This window comes from Pseudomonas sp. TE3552, assembly GCF_056278945.1.
This window is the reverse complement of record NZ_JBWBQJ010000001.1, coordinates 2,624,315-2,640,372: the sequence shown is the minus strand read 5'-3', so window position 1 is coordinate 2,640,372 and position 16,058 is coordinate 2,624,315. Positions and strand designations below refer to the sequence as shown.

Below are 16,058 nucleotides of genomic sequence, written 5' to 3'. Positions count from 1 at the left end.
TGTCCGGGACGCTCATCCCGAAATTGCCGTACTCATGCGCTGCGTGGCGTTGTGGGCCGCTTAGCCAGAATTACCGGCAATTCCTTACAGAAGCTGCTTTCAAAGTTTTACGCCTGCAGAACGGGAGCTGATGAGGGTTGGCGTTGGGCTTTTCCCCGCTGGAAAAACCCGTCGCCAACACCGCTCTGAAGGAACGACTGTGCTCGTGACGCTTTGAAAACAGCTTCTAACGGACATTGGCGCCTTAAAAGGCTGGCTGATTCTACGGCAAAAAAAATTTAAAGGTAAGTTAGCCCCAAAATTTTGAGGGGTGATGAATGTTAGACAAAGGGCTAACATGCCGACCTGTTCTGCTTTTCCGTGTTTTGCCTACCTATGCCCAATCAGACCATCAAGACCCCCTGCGTCGGCCTCTGCTCCACTGTTTACGGTGACTTGGTGTGCCGTGGCTGCAAGCGTTTCCACCATGAAGTGATTCACTGGAACGGTTACAACGAGGAAGAAAAACGCGCGGTGTGGTTGCGTCTTGAGCAGCTGTTGTCGCAGGTGATGGCCGCCAAGGTGGAAATTTTCGATCCCGCGCTCCTGCGCCTGCAGCTGGAACAGCGCAAGATCCGCTTTGTGCCGCATCAGTCGGAGTATTGCTGGGCTTATCAGCTGATCGCCCGGGGCGCGCGGGTCATCAATAATCTGGAAGCCTACGGGATGGTGCTGCTGCCGGAGTTTCGCGACTGGAACCTGCCGGAGCTGCGGGACGCCATTGATCGGGAGTTTTTCCTGCTCTCGGAGGCGCATTACCAGCGCTATATTGCGCCGGGGTTCCTCAAGGACGCTTTCGGCGGCTGATTGTTTAACCTGTGGCGAGGGAGCTTGCTCCCGCTCGGCTGCGCAGCAGTCGTCAATCGGCCAATGAATTTTGTCTGACACACTGCGCCGACCGAATTGGGGCCGCTTCGCAACCCAACGGGAGCAAGCTCCCTCGCCACAAGTGTTTCGTGGCCTCAATGCTGGGTCACGATCTCTTCCAGATGATCCATGACCGTCTCCGGCTTGAGCACCAGCACATCGCTTTCCAGCGCATCCAGCACCACTTCCGCCGTATTACCGATCAACGCCCCGGACAACCCGGTACGGGCCACGGTGCCGATCACCGTCACAGAGGCCCCCAACTTATGGGCCATAAACGGAATCAACACATCCGCCGGGCCTTCCTCGATGTGCAGGTGGTCGTCGTCGATGTCGAACTCGGCCTGGAACGCCTGGCACTGCTCGCGGTAACGGGCCTCGATGGTTTCCTTGAGCTGCATCGTCGGATCGGCCGCCGACAGCATCGGCGAGGGATGGGCGCTGATCACGTGCAGATGGGCCTTGGCCAGGCTGGCAATGTCGTAGCCATGATCGATGATGCTGGCGTGCAAGGTGCGGTGTTCGCCATCCATGTTGCCGACATCAATGGCCGCCAGGATCACGCCACCGGCCCAGGGTTTGGCGGTTTTCACCAGCAGCACCGGAGTAGGGCAATAGCGCAGCAGTTTCCAGTCCGCCGGGGTCAGCAGGGCCTTTTTCAGTGGGCTATCGGGGAAGTGCTGCTTGACCACCAGGCCGCAACCTTCAGCCTGCTGCACATCGACGATGGTTTCATGCAAGCTTTCATTCCAGGCCTGCTCGGTGGTGACGCTGTAGCCGTCCGCCACCAGCGCAGCCTTGAGTACGCCGAGCATGCCAGCGTGATCATGCTTTTTATCGCAGACCAGCAGGTGCAGATGGGCCTGGGTCACGCCAGCGATCAGTTTGGCCCGTTTAAGCGCCAGGCTTTCCGAGTGTTCGGGTTCGATGACCACCAGGATGCTGCGAATGGCTTGCATGATCGGGATCTCCGTGAAGATAAAAAACACTGCGTTGGACAACTATAGTTGCTGGTCGCGCATTCGGGACTTGATGCATATCAACGGTCGCGGCTGGTGGTCTGTCGGCAGGCCGGTATAATCGGCGCCCTTCGTTTTCAACCTTTTATCCGTGAGCCCCATGATCCTTCCCGAAATTCACGAGTTCCTCGGCTGCCGCACCCCTGACGGCTGGGTCCAGGCCGCGCTGGCCGATCAGGAAACCTTGCTGATCGACCACAAGAACTGCGAATTCAAGGCGGCCAGCACGGCGTTGAGCCTGATTGCCAAATATCACTCCCACGTCGACCTGATCAACCTGATGTCGCGCCTGGCCCGGGAAGAGCTGGTGCACCACGAGCAGGTCATGCGCCTGATGAAAAAGCGCAAGATCGAGCTACGGCAGCTGTCTGCCGGGCGATACGCCTCGGGCCTGCGCAAAGTGGTGCGCAGTCACGAACCGGTGAAACTGGTGGACACGCTGGTGGTCGGCGCCTTCATCGAAGCCCGCAGTTGCGAGCGTTTCGAGGCGCTGGTGCCGCATCTGGATGAAGAGCTGGGCAAGTTCTACTTCGGTCTGCTGAAAAGTGAGGCCCGGCATTTTCAGGGTTACCTGAAACTGGCCTATCAGTACGGTGACGCCAAGGACATTGCCCAGGTGATCGACAAGGTCCGTGACGCCGAGCAGGAACTGATCGAGTCGCCAGACGTGGAATTTCGCTTCCATAGCGGTGTGCCGGCAGCGGCGTGAGTTGTTTGCCGTGGGGGCATCAGCAACACCGCCTCTTCAAAAGGCATTAAATCGTCTTCGTCCAAGCCCGAGCCCTTTTTGCGAAACTTTCAAAGACTGTAAAGCGACCTAACGACTCAAACCCAGGCGCTCATGCCACTGGGCAATGGACTCTTCGGGATAGACCTCGAACTGCTGGTCGCCCGGATGCGCCTCGACTTCCACCCACGGCGCCTTGGAGCCGAGCATCAGGTGCGTATGCTCGGGCGGCACCGGCAACGGCGTGTCGATGGCCGAGGCAAACGGGTGAATCAACTCTGGCCATTCAGGGCTGAACAGCCATAGTCCCGAACCGCAAAGGGAACAGAAATGCCGCTCGGCGGTGCTGCGACGGGCGCGTTTATCACCTTCGTCCTTGAGTCGTGCATGGTAAATCGAGATGTGTTTGCGGCCGCGTACCTTCAGGCTTTCGGCATCGCCCCCCAGGTTTATCGTATAACCGCCGCCACCCTGGGTCTTGCGACAGATCGAGCAATAGCAACGTTGATAAGGGTAGGGGTTGGCGCTGGTCAAGCTGAACGACACCGCGCCGCAATGGCAGGAGCCTTCGAGTTGCATGGGAGCCTCCGATGGGGTTGGGATGACTCAAGACAGCCTAGACCGTAAGCGTTCCTGGACTTGAATTTATGCTGCAAGTGCCGGCGCTATCGCGGTCTACCGGTTGGGCACCCGCCACAAGTACCACGCCGCTACCGTCCGATAGGGGCTCCACGCCAACCCGATCTCAATCATCTGCTTGCGACTCGGCTGAACCTCTAGCCCTTTAAGCCGCCGATAACCCTCACGCACGCCAAAGTCATCGGCCGGTAAAATGTCCGGCCGCTCCAGGCTGTAGATCAACAGCATTTCCACCGTCCAGCGCCCGACCCCGCGCAAAGTAATCAAACGCTCGATCAACGCTTCATCGTCCATGGCCAGCGCCGTGGCGTAATCCGGCACCACGCCGTCCAGAGCGGCCTGAGCGATGCCCTGAATGGTCGCGATCTTGCTGGCGGAAAAGCCGCAACCGCGCATCTGCTCGAAGTCTGTCGCCAGAATCTGCTCGGGCCTGGGGAAGGTGCTGGCAGGAAACAACGCCAGCAGCCGTCCGACAATTGCATCGCCGGCCTTTGCATGCAGCTGCTGATAGGCAATCGCCCGCACCAGCGATTCATAAGGATCGCGAGCCGCATGGGGCTGATGCAGGCAGGGGCCGATGGCGCTGATGTGGCGCTGCCAGTCGGCATCGAGGGCCGAGAGAAATTCGCTGGCCGGTTGATAGGTGTCGGGCATGGAGCATCTCTGAGGTCGCGGGGGCTGCGGGAAGATTAGTCGTCCCCCCGCAGCGCCGCACTCCATTGCTTGCGGTCAAACTTTTCCGCTCAGCAAGGCGTTTACTTCTCCATACGTGAAGGGTTTGGGATCGCTGCTATCAAGCTTTCCGGTTTGCAGAAAGCTCTTGGCCAGGGAGGCCATGGCGCCATAGAGGAATTCGGCGATGCTCGAGCCGGCGCTCAAACGGCGCACGCCGAGGGCTTGCAGTTCTTCAGGCGAAGGCAGGCCCGTGAAGCCGAGTACGTTCACCGGCAGCGTCGTGCCGTGGCAGAGGGCGTCGATCTCATACGCCGCCGTGACGCCAGCGGCGAACAGCCCGTCGGCACCGGCCGCTTGATACAGGGCGGCTCGCTTGAGCGTTTCTGCCACGCGATCTTCAGCGGGCACCAGGCCTTTGAGGTACACATCGGTGCGGGCATTGATGAACAGCTTCACGTTACGACGATCGGCGACCTGGCGCGCGATCTCGATCTTGCGGGCCAGCAGGTCGGGCGGTGCGGCACCGTCCTCGATATTGATCCCCACGGCACCGGCAGCGATGACGGCGTCGATCACCTGCGCAACCCGCTCCAGGTCATCGGAATAACCCGCCTCGATGTCCACGGTCAACGGCACCGTGATGACCCGGGCGATGGACTCGACGGTGGAAATCAACCGTTCCAGCGGCAAGGTGTTGCCATCCGGATAACCATGAACCCAGGCCACGGCCGCGCTACTGGTGGCGACGGCCTTGCTGCCCAGCTGTTCCACCAGTCGCGCCCCAGTGGCATCGGCAACATTGGTCAGAATCAGCAGGCCGCTCTGGTGCAGTTGGTGGAATTGATTGTCGAGTGTGTCCATCGAATGTCCTTCCTTATGACTTTTTATTGGAAAACAGTGGAGTGATCAGAATACGAGTTGTTCGGTGATTTGCACCGCGGCGCTTTCCAGTCGGAGCAGAAACGCTTTGCGCGGTTGTCCACCACCATAGCCGGTCAATGAGCCGTCTGCGCCGATCACCCGATGACAGGGCAGCACAATCGCCAGACGGTTTTGTCCGTTGGCCATGCCCACGGCACGACTGGCTCCGGGCTTGCCCAATTGCGTGGCGATGGCGCCATACGTGCTGGTCTGGCCATAGGGGATTTTCATCAGTTCGGCCCACACTTGCCGGGCGAAAGCGCTGCCGGGCAGGTGCAGCGGCACGTTGAATGCGCTCCGTTTGCCAGCAAAGTATTGCGCCAGTTCTTCTTCGATCTGCTGCAAATGCCCGTTATGACCGGGTGCCACGGCATAGCCAAAACGGTTCTGCAGTTCTTCGATTTCCCTGGTCAATGCCGGTCGATCGAGAAACTCCAGCAACACCAGCCCACGCCGTTCGGCCATGGCGATCATCGGCCCCAGCGGCGTGGTCAGTCGGGTGAACAGCAGTGGCTCGCTATGGGTGGCGCGGCCGGGGGTGATGTGGAATGACTTTTGAAACGCATCGCGAAAACCGCTCAGGGACTCGTAGCCGGAGTCGAACGCCGCGTTGTCGATGGATTCGCCCTGTTTGATGCCACCCAAGGCGATGCCCAGACGTCGGCTGCGTAGCCAGGCGTGAAAGGTCATGCCGAAATGCTGCTTGAACCAGCGACGCAGTTTCAGCGGCTCGATGCCCTCGGCCAGCAATTGGGCATCGGTCCAGCGCAGGTCGGGGTCGGCGTCGACGGATTTGAGCAGCCGCTGCACCCAGTCCGGTGCGATGGCCGCGGCGTCCAGCGGTTTGCAACGCAGGCAAGCGCGATAGCCCGCCGACATCGCCTCATCGGCATGGGCGAAGAACTCGACGTTTTCCGGCTTCGGCTTGCGCGCCGTGCAACTGGGACGACAGAAAATGCCGGTGGTTTTGACCGCGGTAAAGAACACCCCCTCGTAGGCGGTGTCGCGTTCGAGCATGGCGCGAACCATCTCGGCGTGGGGCGGCAGTAAGGCGTTTTGTAGGTTCATGGGCCGAGCATAAGCCGCGTCGCGCAGTGCCTCCACCGGAAAATCGACAGAGAATTCCGTAGGCTTTTATTGCTGGCGCACAAATCATCAGGCCCGACGTGCCATCAACAACACTGAAGCCGCCGCCGACAACAAACCCGCACAGCAACGGTTGAAAATCCGCTTGCCGCGCGGCTCGGCGAACCAGCGACGCATGTGCAGGCCCATGTAGGCGTAGGCGCTGATGGCGATCCATTCCAGCATCAGGAACAACGCGCCGAGTACGGCGAATTGCTGGGGCACGGCTTGGGTCGGGTCAACGAACTGCGGCAGGAATGCGGTGAAGATCAGGATTGCCTTGGGGTTGCCCGCCGCGACCAGAAACTCCTGTCGCGCCAATGCCAGCACGCCAACCGGTGCGCCTGCCACCGTATTTTCCGCCCCGGGATCGGCTCGCCACAATTGCCAGGCGAGATAAAACAGATACGCCGCCCCAAGAATCTTGATCCCGTAAAACAGCATCTCGGACGTTTGCAACACCACAGCCAACCCGGCCGAGGCCAGTGCGATCATCCCGGCGAATGCCAGCAATCGACCGATACCGGCGATGCAGGAGGTGCGGTAGCCATAGCGGGTCGAGTTGCTGACCGACAGCAGGTTATTCGGGCCGGGGGCCATGTTCAGGGCGAAACAGGCCGGCAGAAACAGCGAAAGGGTGGCGAGGTCCATGACAGGGCTCCAGGAACGAGAGCGCTATTTTTATCACGCACGGGCAGTGGCCTGCCCATACAGCGCTGCACGCAAACGACCGTACACTGCGGGAGCGGGCTTGCTCCGACAGGGACGCATTTGCCCTTAATCGTGGTCTGTCCCTATTTATGACTATTTATGAAAAACCGAGGAACGACAGGATAACCACGACGATCACAACAACCCCGACGATGTAGATGATGTTGTTCATGAAATCGACCTCTCGTAGAAACAGCGGACAGACTACGATTGCTCGGCATTTGCCTAAAATCGTGGTCTGTCCCATTTATGCTAAGCAGAACGCGGTGCTTCAACAGGTGGGGTACCGTCGTGAAACATCGTTTTCAGTTGAGCACGCAGTTCTGGTGAGTCAGTGTGTTTGTGAACGCTGACCGCATGCTGTGCCGCGGCCTCGAGCAATTCGTTTTCAGAGTCTGCGGACAGCGCGACCGAGCATTTGGAATCGCTTGGAAACTCGCGGCAGTCGATGTATTTACGCGCCATGATCTTCTCCTCCCTACGACGAAGGCAGGCCGTGGCCTGCGTGAATGATCACTCGACGCGTCACCCCCTACATCCTGTCGCATCGAATGTGCTGACTTTTAAAGTATAGGCCCACTACAAGGTGCATCGAGACGGGCTCGTAACCTATCTGGTCACTCAAGCGCTCCAAGGGCATTTTCTTCAATACAGCCGCGCAGCTTGAACTTTACCTTGAGAGCTCCTCCCGCTGATTTTGAAGAAGGTTACCGATGACTCTGATTCTTTCCATGGCCGCGTTTGCGTTGGTGGCGTCAATTACCCCGGGGCCGGTGAACATTGTGGCGTTGAGTTCCGGAGCGCAGTTCGGCTTCCGTGCCAGCCAGCGGCATGTGGCCGGTGCGACGCTGGGGTTCGTGTTGCTGCTGGTGTTGATGGGACTGGGGCTGCATGAGCTGCTGAAACTGTGGCCGTTCATGACCCGGGTGGTGCAATTGGCCGGCGTGGCATTCCTGTTGTTCATGGCTTACAAACTGGCCACCGACGACGGACGTCTGGATGCGAAAGAGTCGGGGCGGGCACCGTCGATGCTCTATGGCGCGGTGATGCAGTGGCTCAACCCGAAAGCCTGGCTGGCCTGCGTGGCGGGAATGGGCGCGTTTGTCGCCGACGGTGAGGCGCGGCTGGTTTGGCAGTTCGCCGCGGTTTACCTGGTGATCTGCTATTTGTCGGTGGGTTGCTGGGCGTATGCCGGCACGTTTTTGCGCAGCTACCTGAGCAACCCGGCGGGAATGCGCTTGTTCAACCGGGTCATGGCGTTATTGCTGGCGGTGAGTGCGGTGTACTTAGTATTGCCTTGAGTCAAACCCGCTGTTATGGCCAGAGAGCTTTTTGTGGCGAGGGAGCTTGCTCCCGCTCGACTGCGCAGCAGTCGCCCGGATTTGGGGCCGCTTCGCAGCCCAGCGGGAGCAAGCTCCCTCGCCACAGAAGTGGGTGTTTCGGCATCAACCGCGATACTGCCCCGGTGTCGCCGCCAGATGCTGTTTGAACGCGCGCTGAAAATGCGCCTGGTCGGCAAACCCCGCTTCCAGCGCCACATCGGCGATCAACCTGCCGCTGCGCAGTCGATCCCGGGCGAACTGAATGCGCCGGTTGATCAGAAACGCATGGGGCGTCATGCCGTAATGCTGCTTGAAGGCGCGGATCAGGTAGGACGGTGACAATTGCGCCGCCTCGCAAATGTCTTCGAGCTTGAGCATGTGCGTGCAGTTGTCGCGGATATAGTCGGCGGCCCGTTCCAGCTTGAAATTGGGTTCACGCAGCGGTTGCTCTATGGGGTTGAGCCGCTGTTGCACCTCGGTGAAAAACTCCACTGCCGCACTGTGCTTGTGCAGCACGTCTTGCTGCGGATCGACCAATACGTTGTACAAATCCTGCAAGCCGGCGAACAGCTCAACGTCACGATGGTGGGTGATGGAAAACCGGCGAAACGTCGAGTCCTGGCTGAACCCGAGCTGATGCTGCAAGTCGGTCAGCCAAGGTGTCTCGACGTACAGCATCAGGTACGACCAGGGCTGGTCGTCGATCGGGTTGCAGGCATGCACATCGCCCGGATTCATCAGCACCACGGTGCCGGCACTGACCTGAAACTCCGACTGCTCGTGGATATAAGTGCTGTGCCCGGCGGTGATCGCGCCAATGGAAAAGTGTTCGTGGGAATGCCGACTGTAGCAAACCTCGCGACCGTCGGCGATGGAGCGGGCTTCGATGAAGGGCAGGGCGTCGTCACGCCAGAAGCGCGGGGCTTTGTCTGCATCTTTGGCGACGGTGTGCTTCATCTCGGTTTCCTCGGCAAGCCAGCGTCCCGAGTGTATTAGCTCTGGCCGGCAAAGGCTCGCTCCAGTTCAGCAATATCGAGTTTTTTCATCTGCAACATCGCTTGCATGGCTCGCTGGGATTTTGCCGTGTCGGGGTCTTGCATCATGTGCATCAGCGCCACCGGTACGATCTGCCACGACACTCCGAATTTGTCCTTGAGCCAGCCGCATTGCTGCGCCTGCACAGGCCCGCCGGCAGACAGGTTGCCCCAGAAGTGATCGACTTCCTCCTGGTTCTGGCAGTTGACCTGGAACGACACCGCTTCGTTGAAGGTGAACACCGGCCCGCCATTGAGTCCGGTGAAGGTCTGGCCATCGAGTTCGAAACTGACGGTCATCACCGAACCTTCCGCACGGCCATGGATTTCCTGGCCGGCCTTGCCGTAATGGGTGATGGCGGTGATTTTCGAGTGATCGAAGATCGAGCAATAAAACTTCGCCGCCGTTTCAGCCTGATCGTCGAACCACAGGCAGGGGGTGAGTTTTGGAAAGCGTTGCATGGCGGTTGTCCTCGGCAGGTTGAACACGCTGGATTATCAGCGTAGTCAGTCCGCGGGCGACCGGTGGCGCCGTAGATCGACAATTCCGTAGCAGCTGCCGAGCTACTACGGGACGGGAGTGACCGGTGGTCGATGAACATGGCTTGCGGGTCAAATTGCGCTTAGCTGTAGGGATAACCAAGGCGCGCAAACCCTCCTACGAAAAATAACGGTCTCGAGGCAGAGGCGCCCCTTCAGAACACCGTGAGTCTGAGGAAACCCGCATGCTGACCCTTAATATCAATGGCAAGGACCAGGAACTGGATGTCCCCGCGGACATGCCGTTGCTCTGGGTGTTGCGCGATGTCGCGCACCTGACGGGCACCAAATTCGGTTGCGGCATGGCCCAGTGTGGCGCTTGCACCGTACACGTCGACGGCGCGCCGCTGCGCTCCTGCATCACGCCCGCCACGGCAGTGGCCCATGGGCAGAAAATTCTCACCATCGAAGGCCTGTCCAGCGACGGCTCGCACCCGGTGCAACAAGCCTGGGCCGAACTCGACGTGGTCCAGTGCGGTTATTGCCAGTCGGGGCAGATCATGTCGGCAGCAGCGTTGCTGGCGAAGATCCCCAAGCCCACCGACAGCGACATCGACCAGGCGCTGTCCGGCAATATTTGCCGCTGCGGCACCTATCCCAGGATCCGTGCAGCGGTCAAACGCGCCGCCGAAATCGGTTGAGGCCACGTCGAAAGGAGTCTGAGTCATGGACAACATCAATCCTGTCTCGCGTCGCGGCTTTCTCAAGGGCAGCGCATTGCTGGGCGGCGGTCTGGTGGTGGCGTTTGTCATTCCCGGTGCCCACCGCTTAGCCTTCGGTGCCGAGAATCAAGGAAACGCCTTCGCCCCCAATGCCTTTTTACGCATCGGCAATGACAACAGCGTCACCGTGCTGCTTGGCCATTCGGAAATGGGCCAGGGCATCTGGACCGGTCTGACCATGTTGATCGCCGAAGAACTGGACGCCGACTGGTCGAAAATCCGCGTCGAACATGCGCCGGCCTCGGCCGCCGATTATGGCCTGCCGGGGTTTGGCGGGATGCAGATCACCGGCGGCTCGACCTCGACCTGGATGGAGTTCGATCGCTATCGCCAGGCCGGGGCGGCGGCACGCTTGATGTTGATCGAGGCGGCGGCCAAGCGATTCGACGTGGCGCCTTCGCAGATCCGCACCGAGTCGGGCGTGGTCATTGCCGGCGACAAACGCGCCACTTACGGCGAATTGGCGGATGACGCCGGCAAGTTGCCGGTGCCGGATCCGGCCTCGATAAAATTCAAGGAGGCCAAGGACTGGAAGGTCATCGGCAAACCCACAAAACGCCTCGACACCCCGGAGAAAATCACCGGTCAGGCCAAGTTCGGCATCGACGTGCAATTCGACGGGCTGATGACCGCGATGGTCGCTCGCCCGCCGGTGTTCGGTGGCAGCGTCAAATCCTTCGAGGGTGCCGAGGCGCTGGCGGTGCCGGGCGTGCAGAAAGTGGTGCAGGTGCCCACGGGTGTCGCGGTGATCGCGGATCATTATTGGGCGGCGAAGCTGGGGCGCGATGCGCTGAAGGTCGAATGGGATCTGGGGCCGAACGCCGGGCTCGACAGTCAGAAACTGTTGGAAAGCTTCCGTAAACTCGCCGCCACCCCCGGCACCTCGGCCAGTCAGGCCGGCGATGTCACGGCGACGCTGGGCAAAGCGGCGAAGACGATCGAGGCTGAATACAGCGTGCCCTACCTGGCCCACGCGCCGATGGAACCGCTCAACTGCACAGTGAAAATTTCCAAGGACAAATGCGAAATCTGGACCGGCACGCAGTTCCAGACGCTGGATCAGATGATCGCGGGGAAAATCACCGGGCTCAAACCCGAACAGGTCGAGATCCACACCCAATTCCTCGGCGGTGGCTTCGGGCGTCGGGCCAATCCGACCTCGGATTTTGTCAGCGAAGCCGTGTACGTCGCCAAGGCAGCGGGCGCGCCGGTGAAAACCGTCTGGGCCCGAGAGGATGACATTCGCGGCGGTTACTACCGCTCGGCGTTCCTGCATCAGGCGCGCATCGGGCTGGATGCCGACGGCATGCCGATGGCCTGGAAGCATGTGCTGGTCGGGCAGTCGATCCTGACAGGTACGTCGTTCGCGGCGACCATGGTCAAGGATGGCATCGACAAAACCTCCGTCGAAGGCGTGGCCGACAGCCCTTACCTTGAGGGGCTGGCCAACCACCAAGTCGAACTGCATTCACCGCAAACCGGCATCAGCGTGCTGTGGCTGCGCTCGGTGGGGCACACGCATACGGCCTTCGTCATGGAATCGTTGATCGATGAGTTGGCAGACGCGGCCGGCAAGGATCCGGTGGAATACCGACGAACCTTGCTCAAGGCGCATCCACGGCATCTGGGCGTGCTGAATCTGGCGGTGGAGAAGGCCAACTGGAAGGCGCCATTGCCGGACGGCCACGCCTTGGGCGTGGCGGTGCATGAGTCCTTTGGCAGTTACGTCGCCCAGGTGGCCGAAGTGTCGCAGGATAACCTCGCCATTCGCGTGCACCGGGTGGTGTGCGCGGTGGATTGCGGCATTGCGGTCAACCCGCAGGGGATCGCCGCGCAGATGGAGTCAGGCATCACCTTTGGCCTCGGATTTACCTTGCACAGCAAACTGACGTTCAAGGACGGTCAGGTGGTGCAGTCCAATTATCACGACTATCAGGTCCTGCGCCTGAACGAGATGCCCGTGGTCGAGGTGCATATCGTCCCCAGCAGCGACAAACCGGGCGGTATCGGCGAGGTGGGTGTTCCGCCTGTGGCACCGGCCGTGGCGAATGCGGTGTTTGCCCTGACCGGGCAGCGCCTGCGGGAACTGCCGCTGCAACTGTCGGGGGTGTGAGATGAGACGACATCTGGTGCTTGGTGCTGTGGTGTTGATCGGGCTGAGTGGCTATGCCTCGGACCTGTTCGCTGACGATCAAGAGGCGGTAAAGGCGTTCGAGACGGTGCAGAAGGTGTTCCAGAGCCCGCGTTGTCAGAACTGCCATATCCCCGGCGATTCGCCGTTGCAGTTCGACGCCGGCATGCCTCATGCGATGAATGTGGTTCGCGGCCTGGATGGCAAGGGCTCGGCCGGTTTGCCGTGCGCTACGTGTCATGCCGAAAGCAATCCACCGGCCAGTTATGGGCCTCATGCACCGCCCGGGGCGCCGCATTGGAGCCTGCCGCCAGCCGCACACAAAATGGCCTGGATCGGTCTGCCACCCGACAAGTTGTGCGCGATGATCAAGGACCGCTCCAGCAATGGCGATCGTGATTTTGCGGCACTGATCAAGCATGTCAGCGAGGACAAACTGGTGCTCTGGGGCTGGCGTCCGGGTGAGGGGCGGGCGCCGGTGCCGGTGCCCCACGATATTTTTGTCACCCAGTTCAAACTCTGGGCCGACGCTGGAGGGCCGTGTCCGCTGGCGGGTAGCTGACCAGCGGCGCGTTTATAGGGAGTTAAACCGGGTACGAACGACTCTAACGTTTATATCCATCAAGGAGTGAGTGATGCTAAATCCAGGCAAACCGGTCAAACCCGGCGCTGGCGCCGACCTGCGCACGCCGAACGTCCTCGACAGTGCCGCGCAGGATCGCGATTTGCTGCGCGACCTGGCACGCAAGGCCGAGCAAGAGCTGACAGGGGTGCAAATGGCGAGCATGGATGAGCTGACGCTGCTCCCCAATTGTCATGGCTTCGAGGCCTTGGCCCGGTTGGGGCTGGAGGCCTGTCAGCAGTTGGGCAAACCCGCGACCCTGCTGTTTTTCGACCTTGATCACTTCAAGCACATCAACCAGCTGTATGGTCGCGCCGAGGGCGACAATGCCCTGAAAACCTTCGCTGATGTGCTACGCATCGCGTTTCGCGAGAGCGATGTGATCGGCCGGTTGGGCAGTGATGAGTTTGCCGCGTTGTTGATCGGCTCCGACGCGGTGGAGATGGCCGCGATCAGAGCGCGGCTTGAAGAAATACTCGATGAGCGCAATGCCACGGTGCATCGCGGGTACGACATTCGTTTCAGTCTCGCGCAAATCGAATTCGATCCCGACCATCACAAAACAATCGATGGCCTGATGCGGGCGCTCGATGAGGTTCGGCATCAAGGCCAGGTCGAATTTTGAGGGCTACCGTGCAAGTCTGCTGCAACCCGGGATGGCCGATCATTTGGCGAACAACTGATCGATATTCTTGAACGCCTTGAACTCCAGCGCATTGCCGCAGGGATCGAAGAGAAACATCGTGGCTTGTTCGCCAACCAGTCCCTGGAAGCGAATCCCCGGTTCGATCACAAAGTGCGTGCCCAGAGACTTCAAGCGCTCGGCCAGGTTTTCCCATTCCTCCATTCCCAGCACCACACCAAAGTGCGGAACCGGTACGTTATGCCCGTCCACGGCATTGGTGTGGGCGGCCTCCTGAGAAGCATTTTTCGGCGCCAGGTGGATGACCAGCTGATGGCCGAAGAAATTGAAGTCGACCCAATGATCGCTGGAGCGACCTTCTTCCAGACCGAATACTTCACCATAGAAGCGCCGGGCAGCGGCCAAGTCGTAAACCGGGATAGCCAAGTGAAAAGGGGACAGTTGCATCGGATATATCTCGACGGGTTGGGCGTTGAGACCGAGTTTAGCCCTGTGCTTTTTGATTGAAAGACGATAGTTTTTGTGGCGAGCTCAAATTATTTCGATCAATCGAGAAATCTATGCTGCGGGAACTGAAAACTTTCATCGCCGTGACGCGCTATGGCACCTTCGCCGCGGCGGGCATGCACATCGGCCTCACGCAGTCGGCGGTCAGTGCGCAGATCCGCAATCTGGAACAGGCGCTAGGTATTCGCTTGTTCGACCGCACGGGGCGCCAGGCGCTGCTCAATGCCGCAGGGCAGCGAGCCTTGCCGATGGCCAGGGAGATGCTGGAAACCTTCAGTCGCATGGCCGTCAGCGAGGACGCCAGCGACTATCGCGGCGAATTGAAGATCGGCGCGGTGGCCACGGTACAGACCGGGCTATTGCCTCAGGCGCTGTTGCGCTTGCGGCACCAAGCGCCGCGGCTGGAGCCGAAACTGGTGCCGGGGGTATCACTGAATCTGTTGAGCCAGGTCGACACCGGTGAGGTGGATCTGGCCATCCTGATCAAGCCGCCATTCGACTTGCCCAAGGAGTTGTCGGCGCAGGTGATTCGCAAGGAACCGTTCGTGCTGGTCGTTCCGGCAGCGCTTGAGGGGCATGATCCGTTGCAATTACTCGCCGCGCACCCCCACGTGCGCTATGACCGCAATTCGTTTGGCGGGCGATTGGTGACGCAGTTTCTGCGCGAGCAGCAGATCGACGTGCAGGTCGCGCTGGAGCTGGATGAGCTGGAAGCGATCGTGAAAATGGTCGAGTGCGGATTGGGCATTTCATTGCTGCCCAAGGCCGGGCTGTGGCTTGAGCATGGCGCCAGGGTGAGGGTGATCGAACTGGGCGAACTGACGTTCTATCGGGAGATCGTGCTGTTGCAGCGTTACAGCCAGCGGATGCAGCCGATCCATCAATTGTTTGCCAGTTGTCTGACACAGATCGATGGTTAAACACAAATCCCACAGGGAACTGCGTCGCGCGTGAAATTACGGGTACAAAAAACCCGCCTCCAGAGGCGGGTTTTTCATTGCAACCGGAAGATTACTCTTCGATGTTGCCCATGGCGGTGGTGTTGAAGCCGCCGTCTACGTACATGATTTCACCGCTGATGCCGGACGCCAGGTCCGAGCACAGGAAGGCGCCGGCGTTGCCGACTTCTTCGATGGTGACGTTACGACGCAGCGGAGTTTGCGCTTCGTTGGCCGCCAGCATTTTGCGGAAGTTCTTGATGCCGGAAGCGGCGAGGGTGCGGATCGGGCCGGCCGATACGCAGTTGACGCGAGTGCCGTCCGGGCCCAGGGAGCCGGCCAGGTAACGTACGCCAGCTTCCAGGGAAGCCTTGGCCATGCCCATCACGTTGTAGTTCGGCATGGTGCGCTCGGCGCCCAGGTACGACAGGGTCAGCAGGCTGCCATTGCGGCCTTTCATCATTTCGCGGCCAGCCTTGGCCAGGGCCACGAAGCTGTAGGCGCTGATGTCGTGAGCGATGCGGAAACCTTCACGGGTGGTGGCTTCGGTGAAGTCGCCGTCCAGTTGGTCGCCCGGGGCAAAGCCGACGGAGTGCACGATGCAGTCCAGGCCGTCCCATTTCTTGCTCAATTCTTCGAAGACCTTGGCGATTTCTTCATCGCTGGCCACGTCGCACGGGAAGCACAGCTCAGGGCTCGAACCCCAGCCTTGTGCGAACTCTTCGACACGACCCTTGAGTTTGTCGTTCTGATAAGTGAAGGCAAGCTCAGCGCCCTCGCGATGCATGGCGGCAGCAATGCCGGATGCGATGGACAGCTTGCTGGCGACACCGACGATCAGTACGCGCTTACCGGCGAGAAAACCCATGTGTTGCT

At 60.0% G+C, this 16,058-nt stretch carries 19 protein-coding genes; 8 read left to right on the top strand and 11 right to left on the bottom strand.

Annotated elements, in window-relative coordinates; all coding sequences use genetic code 11:
* The first annotated feature begins 375 nt into the window (after positions 1-375).
* A complete protein-coding gene (locus tag ACZ9BB_RS11620) occupies positions 376-846 on the top strand; it encodes a DUF1289 domain-containing protein (RefSeq protein ID WP_476213904.1) in 471 nt (156 codons plus the stop codon).
* A gap of 155 nt (positions 847-1,001) precedes the next feature.
* Here the strand turns inward: ACZ9BB_RS11620 and ACZ9BB_RS11615 are convergent, their stop codons facing one another.
* On the bottom strand, positions 1,002-1,865 hold the full coding sequence (locus ACZ9BB_RS11615; RefSeq protein ID WP_476213903.1) for a universal stress protein: 864 nt from the start codon (positions 1,863-1,865) through the stop codon (positions 1,002-1,004).
* A gap of 160 nt (positions 1,866-2,025) precedes the next feature.
* On the opposite strand from ACZ9BB_RS11615, the gene ACZ9BB_RS11610 reads away from it, so the two are divergent.
* Positions 2,026-2,634, top strand: a complete 609-nt coding sequence (locus tag ACZ9BB_RS11610) for a MiaE family protein (RefSeq protein ID WP_476213902.1) — start codon at positions 2,026-2,028, stop codon at positions 2,632-2,634.
* A gap of 108 nt (positions 2,635-2,742) precedes the next feature.
* Here the strand turns inward: ACZ9BB_RS11610 and ACZ9BB_RS11605 are convergent, their stop codons facing one another.
* From ACZ9BB_RS11605 to ACZ9BB_RS11580, 6 genes are all read right to left on the bottom strand, one after another.
* Complete coding sequence (locus ACZ9BB_RS11605; RefSeq protein ID WP_476213901.1) at positions 2,743-3,231, bottom strand: GFA family protein; 489 nt, start codon at positions 3,229-3,231, stop codon at positions 2,743-2,745.
* Between the two features lie 96 nt (positions 3,232-3,327).
* Positions 3,328-3,945: a DNA-3-methyladenine glycosylase family protein gene (locus ACZ9BB_RS11600; RefSeq protein WP_476213900.1), complete on the bottom strand. Its 618-nt coding sequence runs from the start codon at positions 3,943-3,945 to the stop codon at positions 3,328-3,330.
* Positions 3,946-4,020: 75 nt separating this feature from the next.
* Positions 4,021-4,827, bottom strand: coding sequence for an isocitrate lyase/PEP mutase family protein (locus ACZ9BB_RS11595; protein ID WP_476213899.1), 807 nt, complete (start codon positions 4,825-4,827; stop codon positions 4,021-4,023).
* 45 nt (positions 4,828-4,872) lie between these two features.
* Complete coding sequence (locus ACZ9BB_RS11590) at positions 4,873-5,955, bottom strand: bifunctional transcriptional activator/DNA repair enzyme AdaA (RefSeq protein ID WP_476213898.1); 1,083 nt, start codon at positions 5,953-5,955, stop codon at positions 4,873-4,875.
* An 87-nt stretch (positions 5,956-6,042) separates the two neighbouring features.
* The gene (locus tag ACZ9BB_RS11585) at positions 6,043-6,663 is read right to left on the bottom strand and encodes a LysE family translocator (RefSeq protein ID WP_476213897.1); all 621 of its coding nucleotides are present in this window, start codon (positions 6,661-6,663) and stop codon (positions 6,043-6,045) included.
* A 312-nt stretch (positions 6,664-6,975) separates the two neighbouring features.
* Positions 6,976-7,188, bottom strand: a complete 213-nt coding sequence (locus ACZ9BB_RS11580; protein WP_476213896.1) for a DUF1059 domain-containing protein — start codon at positions 7,186-7,188, stop codon at positions 6,976-6,978.
* 248 nt (positions 7,189-7,436) lie between these two features.
* Here ACZ9BB_RS11580 and ACZ9BB_RS11575 point away from each other — a divergent pair, with 248 nt between their 5' ends.
* Complete coding sequence (locus ACZ9BB_RS11575; protein WP_476213895.1) at positions 7,437-8,024, top strand: LysE family translocator; 588 nt, start codon at positions 7,437-7,439, stop codon at positions 8,022-8,024.
* Positions 8,025-8,168: 144 nt separating this feature from the next.
* Here the strand turns inward: ACZ9BB_RS11575 and ACZ9BB_RS11570 are convergent, their stop codons facing one another.
* Both ACZ9BB_RS11570 and ACZ9BB_RS11565 read right to left on the bottom strand, forming a co-directional pair.
* Positions 8,169-9,002, bottom strand: coding sequence for an AraC family ligand binding domain-containing protein (locus ACZ9BB_RS11570; protein ID WP_476213894.1), 834 nt, complete (start codon positions 9,000-9,002; stop codon positions 8,169-8,171).
* A 35-nt stretch (positions 9,003-9,037) separates the two neighbouring features.
* On the bottom strand, positions 9,038-9,541 hold the full coding sequence (locus ACZ9BB_RS11565) for a VOC family protein (protein ID WP_476213893.1): 504 nt from the start codon (positions 9,539-9,541) through the stop codon (positions 9,038-9,040).
* 263 nt (positions 9,542-9,804) lie between these two features.
* On the opposite strand from ACZ9BB_RS11565, the gene ACZ9BB_RS11560 reads away from it, so the two are divergent.
* The 4 genes from ACZ9BB_RS11560 to ACZ9BB_RS11545 all read left to right on the top strand — a co-directional run bounded on the left by ACZ9BB_RS11560 (position 9,805) and on the right by ACZ9BB_RS11545 (position 13,719).
* On the top strand, positions 9,805-10,260 hold the full coding sequence (locus ACZ9BB_RS11560; protein ID WP_007937751.1) for a (2Fe-2S)-binding protein: 456 nt from the start codon (positions 9,805-9,807) through the stop codon (positions 10,258-10,260).
* 25 nt (positions 10,261-10,285) lie between these two features.
* Positions 10,286-12,454, top strand: coding sequence for a xanthine dehydrogenase family protein molybdopterin-binding subunit (locus ACZ9BB_RS11555; RefSeq protein ID WP_476213892.1), 2,169 nt, complete (start codon positions 10,286-10,288; stop codon positions 12,452-12,454).
* Position 12,455: 1 nt separating this feature from the next.
* Positions 12,456-13,034, top strand: a complete 579-nt coding sequence (locus tag ACZ9BB_RS11550; RefSeq protein ID WP_476213891.1) for a hypothetical protein — start codon at positions 12,456-12,458, stop codon at positions 13,032-13,034.
* Between the two features lie 73 nt (positions 13,035-13,107).
* The gene (locus ACZ9BB_RS11545; RefSeq protein WP_476213890.1) at positions 13,108-13,719 is read left to right on the top strand and encodes a GGDEF domain-containing protein; all 612 of its coding nucleotides are present in this window, start codon (positions 13,108-13,110) and stop codon (positions 13,717-13,719) included.
* A gap of 39 nt (positions 13,720-13,758) precedes the next feature.
* Here ACZ9BB_RS11545 and ACZ9BB_RS11540 read toward each other — a convergent pair whose 3' ends face one another.
* Complete coding sequence (locus ACZ9BB_RS11540) at positions 13,759-14,184, bottom strand: VOC family protein (RefSeq protein ID WP_476213889.1); 426 nt, start codon at positions 14,182-14,184, stop codon at positions 13,759-13,761.
* Between the two features lie 113 nt (positions 14,185-14,297).
* Between ACZ9BB_RS11540 and ACZ9BB_RS11535 the strand changes: the two genes are divergently transcribed.
* Entirely contained in the window at positions 14,298-15,164 is an 867-nt protein-coding gene (locus tag ACZ9BB_RS11535) for a LysR family transcriptional regulator (protein ID WP_476213888.1), read from the top strand.
* Between the two features lie 91 nt (positions 15,165-15,255).
* Here ACZ9BB_RS11535 and fabI read toward each other — a convergent pair whose 3' ends face one another.
* The gene (fabI, locus tag ACZ9BB_RS11530; protein ID WP_003202751.1) at positions 15,256-16,050 is read right to left on the bottom strand and encodes an enoyl-ACP reductase FabI; all 795 of its coding nucleotides are present in this window, start codon (positions 16,048-16,050) and stop codon (positions 15,256-15,258) included.
* Between the last annotated feature and the right edge of the window lie 8 nt (positions 16,051-16,058).